This window comes from Gammaproteobacteria bacterium (genome assembly GCA_013696315.1).
In the GTDB taxonomy this organism is placed as follows: domain Bacteria; phylum Pseudomonadota; class Gammaproteobacteria; order JACCYU01; family JACCYU01; genus JACCYU01.
On record JACCYU010000085.1, the window covers coordinates 1 to 7,724 of the forward strand.

The 7,724-nt window shown below is 59.0% G+C and carries 9 protein-coding genes; 1 reads left to right on the forward strand and 8 read right to left on the reverse strand.

Going from position 1 to position 7,724, the window contains the following annotated elements:
* Positions 1–1,682 (reverse strand): class I SAM-dependent DNA methyltransferase (locus H0V34_04840; GenBank protein MBA2491050.1); only part of this gene is annotated, 1,682 nt, incomplete at its 3' end.
* Positions 1,682–2,176 (reverse strand): hypothetical protein, encoded by a 495-nt coding sequence (locus tag H0V34_04845; protein ID MBA2491051.1) that lies wholly within the window; start codon positions 2,174–2,176, stop codon positions 1,682–1,684. The genes H0V34_04840 and H0V34_04845, both read right to left, overlap by 1 nt.
* A 527-nt stretch (positions 2,177–2,703) precedes the next feature.
* Between H0V34_04845 and H0V34_04850 the strand changes: the two genes are divergently transcribed.
* Positions 2,704–3,495 (forward strand): heparin lyase I family protein, encoded by a 792-nt coding sequence (locus H0V34_04850; protein ID MBA2491052.1) that lies wholly within the window; start codon positions 2,704–2,706, stop codon positions 3,493–3,495.
* A 286-nt stretch (positions 3,496–3,781) separates the two neighbouring features.
* Here H0V34_04850 and H0V34_04855 read toward each other — a convergent pair whose 3' ends face one another.
* The 6 genes from H0V34_04855 to H0V34_04880 form a co-directional block, all read right to left on the reverse strand.
* Positions 3,782–4,228 (reverse strand): hypothetical protein, encoded by a 447-nt coding sequence (locus H0V34_04855; protein ID MBA2491053.1) that lies wholly within the window; start codon positions 4,226–4,228, stop codon positions 3,782–3,784.
* Between the two features lie 53 nt (positions 4,229–4,281).
* The gene (locus H0V34_04860; GenBank protein MBA2491054.1) at positions 4,282–4,776 is read right to left on the reverse strand and encodes a DUF4437 domain-containing protein; all 495 of its coding nucleotides are present in this window, start codon (positions 4,774–4,776) and stop codon (positions 4,282–4,284) included.
* On the reverse strand, positions 4,773–5,882 hold the full coding sequence (gene ada / locus H0V34_04865; GenBank protein MBA2491055.1) for a bifunctional DNA-binding transcriptional regulator/O6-methylguanine-DNA methyltransferase Ada: 1,110 nt from the start codon (positions 5,880–5,882) through the stop codon (positions 4,773–4,775). The genes H0V34_04860 and ada overlap by 4 nt, the downstream gene beginning before the upstream one ends.
* 120 nt (positions 5,883–6,002) lie before the next feature.
* Complete coding sequence (locus H0V34_04870) at positions 6,003–6,599, reverse strand: TIGR00730 family Rossman fold protein (GenBank protein MBA2491056.1); 597 nt, start codon at positions 6,597–6,599, stop codon at positions 6,003–6,005.
* Between the two features lie 10 nt (positions 6,600–6,609).
* Positions 6,610–7,539, reverse strand: coding sequence for a DNA-3-methyladenine glycosylase 2 family protein (locus H0V34_04875; GenBank protein MBA2491057.1), 930 nt, complete (start codon positions 7,537–7,539; stop codon positions 6,610–6,612).
* 24 nt (positions 7,540–7,563) lie between these two features.
* On the reverse strand, positions 7,564–7,724 hold a 161-nt coding region (locus H0V34_04880; GenBank protein MBA2491058.1), incomplete at its 5' end, for a hypothetical protein.

Sequence of the window (7,724 nt, forward strand, 5' to 3'; positions counted from 1 at the left end):
TCGATGCCGGGCGCTTGCCTTCCGAAACGCGCGTCTTGAAACTGCCTCTTATCACGGCTGACAAAGCCTTCCTTGCTGCCAGAAAGGTACTGCGCCGCCTTTAAGTACCAACCTGCCACATAGTCTAAGTCGCCGACGGCTTTCATGCCTTTAGCAACAGTTTCCAGGTCTTCGCGCTGCTCCGTTGTCCTATAGTGTTTACCCACAAAAGGCGGATTGCCAAGGATGTAGTTCAGGCGGTCGGGCGGTACGAAGGCTTCCCAGTCCAGCCGCAGCGCGTTGCCGTGCCGGATAGTGGCGGACTTATCGAGTGGTAAGCGGTCGAAGAATTCGCCAAACTCGCGGCCGGCTTCCACGTTCATCTGATGATCCGTCAGCCACATGGCGACTTGGGTGACCTGCGCCGGGAATTCCTCGATCTCGATGCCGTAGAACTGATCCACGTTGACCTGCAAGGCTTCGAACACGCGGCCGATGGCGGCGCCGAATTTGGCGGCTTCGCGCAGCACGTCCAGTTCCAGCTTGCGCAGCTCGCGATAGGTGATAACGAGGAAATTGCCGCAACCGCAGGCGGGATCGAGAAAACGTAGCCGTCGGAGCTTGTCGTGAAAGGCGTACAACTTGTTCTTGTGGTTTTTGACCTTCTCGAACTCGGCGCGCAATTCATCCAGGAACAGCGGGTCGATCACCTTTCTGATGTTTGCCTCGGACGTGTAGTGCGCGCCGAGCTGGCGGCGGCGATCTTTCGCGTCCAGTTCGACTACTTTCTGGAACATGGCGCCGAAAATCGCGGGCGAGATGTTCTTCCAATCCACGTTGCAACAATCGAGCAACAGCCCGCGCATGTCGCCGCTTAATTCCGCGATGGGCAAGCTTTCCTCGAACAAGCGGCCGTTGATGTAGGGAAACGGGCCGAACTCTTCTTCGAGTGACTTCTGGCGCTTCGCGCGCGGGACATTCAGGGTTTGAAATAGCCTCGCGATAAGCGCGCCGGTATCAGCGCCATCTTCTCGGGTTCGCTCGACCAGTTCCAAAAAGCTGTCCTTCGGCGAGAACAGTCCCGTGTCGTCCGCGAACAGGCAGAACAGCACGCGCACCAGAAACATCTGCAACACATGGCCCGCCTTGCCTTTTTCGTCGAGACCGTAGCCGTAGTTTTTGAGGGCGTCGTGCAGTTCGCCCAAAAGCTGCACGGCCTTGATATTGAGCGGGTCTTCGTCGCGAACTTTGATCTTGCTGTAGCCGGCGATGAAGCCGAACAGCGAAATCCGCGCGGGCAGCTCGCTGAGGTTGAACTCGGCAAGGTCGTTGTGTTCGAGGTCGTACAGCCGGAAGCACTGAAAATCGGAAGCGATGACATAGCGCGGCAGCTCAATGTCGCTCAGACCATCGAAGTAGTTCGTCGCCTGAGTATGCGCGGCGTCGGGGTCTTGATCAGCGCTCTTGTGCTCCGTGAGTAACGTGCCCGGCCAGAACACGTCGATGCGCCCTTTCCCGCGCTTGCCAAATCGTTCGACGGCCTTCTCGAAGCGAATGCCCGTGCGTTTGCGATTGACGCCGAAGACTTCGAAGAACTCGTTCCAGAAGGTCTGCGCCTCGGCGCGCTCGGAAGTCTCGTCTTTCCAATCACGCGCGAATGTCGTGGCGCGATTGCGGATTTCAGGCCAGGAGAGCGCGGGCATCAGGCTTCTGAGCGATAAATGAGAGAGTTAGAGAAAAGAAGTAAATCGCGACCCTCATGCGTAAGCAAGCCTCCGAACTTCGGACGCACAAACGGCTCGCGACCCACTTTGATATCGCGCAGGACGCCGATGTCGGCCAATGACTTGAGATCGCCGGAAGCCGTCTGGCGCTGCACAGTGCGTTCGCCCACCAGCTTCACGTAACCGACAGTAATGACAGGTCCTGTAAGATTTGATGGGGATCCATCAAGTTGTGTGTCGATTATTCCGCATTTTTTCGACATATTGAAGCCGCGCGCAACCTCGCGTGTTGCAGATCGTTCCGGAGATCGCCGAACTGTCAGCCAGGCTGGAAGGATTCCGATCCGGCTGACCGCATTATCGCGGCCACCGCCGTCTTCCACGACGCAACATTGATCACGCGCGACGAAAAGCTGCGAGATGCTGGCCTGCCGGTGAATATGGTGGGGTGAACGAGCCACCGTGGCTTGCACTGCTATAAATTATATTGAGCCTGATCCTTTTTCTCCTTTTGCAGTCAGCTGTCAAACGCACATCCGCGCGCACCGGGCATCCGAGCGTCGCCCTACGGCGACAAATTGCCGTTTTGCAGCATGGCACCCCTCGTTGAACCATCTCCTGCCCCAATAAGAGAATTAACCGGTGGGTTGTAGCTCTATGGCGACACTTAGAACTTACCAAGGTCTGGTAAGTTACGGCTCACCAAACTAATAGTGTCGCTCTTAGGGGCCAAAAATTGAGAAATTGTTGTTTATAAACAAAGCGATCTCACTAGCTACAACAACCTCAACGTTGAAAAATTAACTCGCTCAAGCGAGATAGCCGGAAGAGTCGGTTAACTAACTGATTGCTGGTTTATTTATTACTTTAATGGGCTTCGCTATAAAAAGTGGTGGCACCTCGCTTGCAGCGGCCGACCCCGCAGCGTGACCTAGCGTCTGCGTGGCGGCCGTCTGATTGGCTGTTGCAAATCTTTACTACTAACTCACAGGGGCGTTTTGTGAAAGTAAAATTTATTAGTTGTACTACGCTCGGCATGGCCATTGGTCTGGCCGTCACTGCCGCGCAGGCAGAAGTTATCTTAGCCGACAAATTCGAAGCTTATTCACTGGAAGGAATTGGGTTGCCAAGCGATGGATGGGCAATAACCAATGCCGAAGTTGATACGGGCAACTACGCAGCCATGCACACGCTGCAGGCGGTAACGATCAAGCCACAACAAACCGCGAACCTGTTCACTACAGCCGCTGTCAGTGAGCATCGGATCGGCGAGAGGGGCAGGGCACGTTCGGAAATAGCACTGAAGGGAGACCTGGAACGCGGCAAGAACTATGCGATTCGTTTCAGTAACAAAGTGTCCAATCCTTACTCGAATTTGATTGTATTTCAGCTACACAAGCGAAGGGAGGCGAACGATCCAACGGGACATCAACCCCTCCAGCTGCATGTGCGCGATGGCCGTTGGGTTTTGTCTATCCATAGCAATTCCGGAAGAGGTAAACGGTTCGACCTCGGCGCGATCGACAACAGCAAGTTCACGGACTGGGAGCTCAAAATCAAGCTCTCGTCGGGGGATGACGGAAGCGTTCAAGTATCGAGAGATGGTCAAGGCGTCCTAGATTACCGTGGCCCCAACGACTTTCGCGGCGCAAGAGGTCCATATGTAAAATTCGGCGTATACAGGCCCGGTAAGTCTTGTTGCGGAGGAAGCCAGACCGCGTACTACGATAATGTGAACGTTTCTAGCGAAGAAGAGCCTCCTGCTGCTGCGAAACGTCGCCGCAACCGGTAGTTAACATCAACCCGCTAAGGTCATTGGTCAAGGATCGGCCAATGGCCTTTTAGTTGTCAGGCGGACGGAGCTGCCTACAGATATCGAACATCAAGGCTTACGCACGCAAGGCGTTGGTATTCATGTAAGCGCGTTCAACAACGTCGGGTCCGCGGGCCGGTTGTTCGCTCAGCGCATCTTTAGATGGTACTTAAGCGTCAGTCGGGGAGAACCAGGCTTCCGCCGCCTTCAAGGTCGCCGGTCAAGCTTAACCGGCGACATTACAGGCTCCACATTTTCTGAGGACTCAGCGCTCCGCACGACATTCGCCCAGCCGCGTCGCCTCGACGCGTTGCGAGAAAGTCATGTTTTTGCCCCCCATCTGGATTTCAAGCACACCTGAGACGTGATCCCCGGTTTCTCTTAGTCGAGCCGCGCCGGTCGGCGCCTGTGAGCTACGGCAGGTGAGGGGATAGTAAACCGGGTCACGACCGTTGCCAGCGCCGAGTTCGCAGCCATCGAACGACTGGTGCCGCAGGATCGGAAAGAATGCTTCTGGTAGGTCGGCGCGCAGGCATTGCCGCTCGCGGGAGTTGGCGTAGCGCAGGTTGTCTTCGAGATGCGGCATGAGCGTCTCGTTGCTGATTTCATAAAGTCCGGGCGAGACGGCCTGGCTCGATGTCCATGCGGTCGCGCCGAGCAGCGCGATCTTCAGTGACAGGATAATCCGCAGACTACGTGAACGTCGGCGCAAACCAGCTAAAGGCGATACTCGCTTAACCAGGCGCGTTCCTTGCATGGTGCGAATCACTCGCCCTTCGAAGGCGTTGAAAAATACTTAACGTCGAAGGGTCGCGAGTAACGTAGATACAAGACGCACGGTTCTTTAGCGCCGCACTTCAAGCCGTGCGGCGGTGCATTGCCCGGAAAGCTGATATAGGCGGGGCCGTCGAACGTGGTTTCCGTCCCATCGTGGGCGATCAAGGTAAACGCGCCCTCGATCCAGACGTAAACTTCGTCACTCGTGTGGCTATGACTGCGCACGTGGTAGCCGGGCGGTAAGCGCAACAGTAACTCACTAGCGCCCGCGCCAAGATCGCCTCGAAGCACCGCGATTTCGGCGCCCGGCGCGAGACCCTTCACTTCCAGTGGCTCCCACACGACCCTGGTGATATCGACGATCGTCTGATCCTCGCCAAAGGACAACGGCTTTATGTTTGATCCAGGTTCGTGGGCAAACAGCGAGTCTGCGCTCCCGATCGCCAGCAGCGCGCTCAACGTTAAAAGTCGGAATGATTTCATCGTCTATCTCCAGGGTTTCGGTCCGGGTTCTCACGATCCAGCAGCGCGCGTTTGCGTTCCACGCCCCAGCGATAACCGGAAAGCGCGCCGTTTTGCCGCACCACCCGGTGACATGGAATGGCGACGGCGATCGCGTTCGATGCGCAGGCGTGCGCTACTGCGCGCACGGCTTTCGGCGTGCCGATGCGCGTTGCGATCTCTGTGTAGCTGGCGGTCTGTCCGGCCGGTATCCCGCGCAATGCCTGCCACACGCGCTGCTGAAAAGCGGTGCCGCGCACATCCAGCGGCAGATCCAGCCCCAGTGCCGGCTGTTCAACAAAACCGACCACTGTCGCCACCCATTGTTCGAATGCCTGATCTCCGCCGATCAGGTGCGCATTGCCAAAGCGATCCTGAAGTTCGTGCACCAGGGCTTGCGGATCATCGCCCAGCATGATCGCGCAAACCCCTTTGTCCGTGGCCGCGACCAGCACCGCGCCCAGCGAGCAATCGCCCACGGCGAAGCGGATCGACTCGCCCGCGCCTCGTGCGCGAAACTTTGTCGGCGTCATGCCTAGAGTTTCCGTGGCGGTCGCGTAAAAACGCCAGCTGGACTTGAAGCCCGCGTCATAGATCGCATCGGTAACCGTCTCGCTCCGGGACAATTCGCGGCGCATGCACTGCGCGCGGTATTGTGCCGCGTACGCTTTCGGCGTGACTCCGGTTACAGACCTGAACACGCGATGAAAGTAAAAACGGCTCATGTTAGCGGCTTGCGCCAGCGCGGCCAGGCTCGGTGCGCACTCGGCGGTTTCGATCGTGCGGCAGGCTTTGGCGACGGCATCGGCGCGCTGTTCGGCAAACGCGGGCTCGTCCGGACGGCAACGCTTGCACGGTCGGAAACCGGCATGTTCGGCCGCATAAGTAGATTTGTAAAATTCGACGTTTTCGCGGCGGGCGGGCCGCGATGCGCACGAGGGTCGGCAGTACACGCCGGTGGTGCGCACCGCATAGTAAAATTTGCCGTCCGCGCGCTGGTCGCGGTCGAACACAGCCGCCCAGCGATCCGTGTCGCTGGCAAAGTCCGGTGTTTGCGTGTTGTCGCGGGTGGTCATCGCAAGCTGCATGATAACGCTCCTGATCAAAGGCGGTGCGCCAGGTGGCCCGCATTGACCGCTACTGTCGTCCTCCCGCGTTGATGCGCACTCCGATGCTTGCTCTCAAATTCGACAGTCGCAATAAGAATGTCAGGTCATGCCGCGATCCAGCCATTCGCCATTCTCCGGGGCGCTGTAACGCGCGAATTTTTCCAGCAATACGTGCGGCCGCTGTTCGACCACGATCATCGCCCGGTACGCGGGCTTGATAAAACGTGCGTCCACGGCGTCATCCAGAAAGCCCAGCAGACGCCGGAAATAATCGCGCACATTCAGCAAGCCGCAGGGTTTTGCATGCAGGCCGAGTTGCGCCCAGGTCAGCGCCTCGAAGAACTCATCGAGGGTGCCTAGGCCGCCCGGCAGTGCGACGAATCCATCGGACATGTCCGCCATAAGCGCCTTGCGTTCGTGCATGGAGCTCACCACGCGCAGATCGGAAAGGCGCGGATGCGCGATTTCCCTGTCCACGAGAAAATCCGGGATCACACCCGCGGCATAGCCGCCGCGGTTAAGCACCGCGTCCGCTACGGCCGCCATAAGTCCCACGCGGGCGCCGCCGTAAACCAGCCCATAGCCGTGCGCCACGAGCGCGCGCCCAAAGTCCCGTGCGGCGCCCATATATTCCGCGTGCGCGCCCGGGCTGGAGCCGGTGAATACGCAGATTTTTCCTCGTAGCTCAGATGTCATCGTGCCTCTTTTAGTCATTCATCCCCAGCACGTTTTCGTGAAGCGCATGCAGCAGCAGGGTTTGCGCCACGCTCGCCGATGCGCCCCAGTGCGCCGTTATGCGTCGCACGTCCGCTTCCGACGGCGTGGCGCTGCTGCCATAAGCTTGTCCGACCGCTTTGCGAACACCCAGGTCGCCGGCGACCACTCGAGGTCTTCCCAGGGTGCGCGCGAGAATCCACTCCGCCGTCCATACGCCGATGCCGCGTAGCGCGGTTAGCCGGGCAATGACTTCATCGTCCGGCAGCACTATGAGATCGGCGAGTCGCACGCGTTGATTCGCGATCGCCTCGGCGATGCCGATGATGTATTCGGCCTTGCGTGTGGTGAACTGTAGCGCGCGGATCTCGGCGACCGTGGCGCCCGCCAGCCGGGAAGCGTTGAGACTGTATACCTCGTGCCCATTAATTGAATGCCGATCGCCGAACGTCTCCGCCAGCCGCCGGCGTGTAATGGCCGCCCAGCGCAGGTTCACCTGCTGCGCGCTCACGCATCGCGCAAACGCCGCCAGCAGGTCGGGATGTTGCACTTGCCGCAGGCCGCGATAACGCGCGTCCAGCCGCGCGATCACCGGGTCGGTAAGCACCAGCTCCGCGAAAGCCGTCGGCGCTCTGGTAAAAGTCGACCGTACGGCGTGTTCGACGGCGCGCGCGTTAAATGGATCTGCGACGGTGACGCGCAGCGTAGGCTGGTCCACAGTTCCGGCCACAGTGGCAACATACGCGACGGCGCGGTCGCCGATGCGCTCCGTTCTGACCAGATGCGTCCCGTCCCAGCGATCGACGCCGTCATCGCCGGCGCTGCGAAACCGCTCCAGCGAAGCAGGCAGATCAAGTGGTCCGGGCAGCTCGACATCGAAGCTGCTGGAAGCCGCCATCGCAATCGCGGCGCCCGCTTTCATCGGCCGCGCGCCAACCAGGCCACTTTAGCTGACCTCCCGCAAAAACGACCGCACCGCGGCCGCGAACACCACGGACCGGTCCACGTGCAGCATGTGTCCGGTGCCCTCCATGAACAGGCTGCGGCAATGCGCGAGCTTTTCTTCGGCGCGCTTTACCTCGTCGATAGTGAGCGCCCCCCCGCGCC

Bases quoted from the DNA above. Each gene is read 5' to 3' on its own strand.
- H0V34_04870 (MBA2491056.1), bottom strand. From the start codon at position 6,599: ATGACATCTGAGCTACGAGGAAAAATCTGCGTATTCACCGGCTCCAGC.
- H0V34_04875 (MBA2491057.1), bottom strand. From the start codon at position 7,539: ATGAAAGCGGGCGCCGCGATTGCGATGGCGGCTTCCAGCAGCTTCGAT.
- H0V34_04860 (MBA2491054.1), bottom strand. From the start codon at position 4,776: ATGAAATCATTCCGACTTTTAACGTTGAGCGCGCTGCTGGCGATCGGG.
- ada (MBA2491055.1), bottom strand. From the start codon at position 5,882: ATGCAGCTTGCGATGACCACCCGCGACAACACGCAAACACCGGACTTT.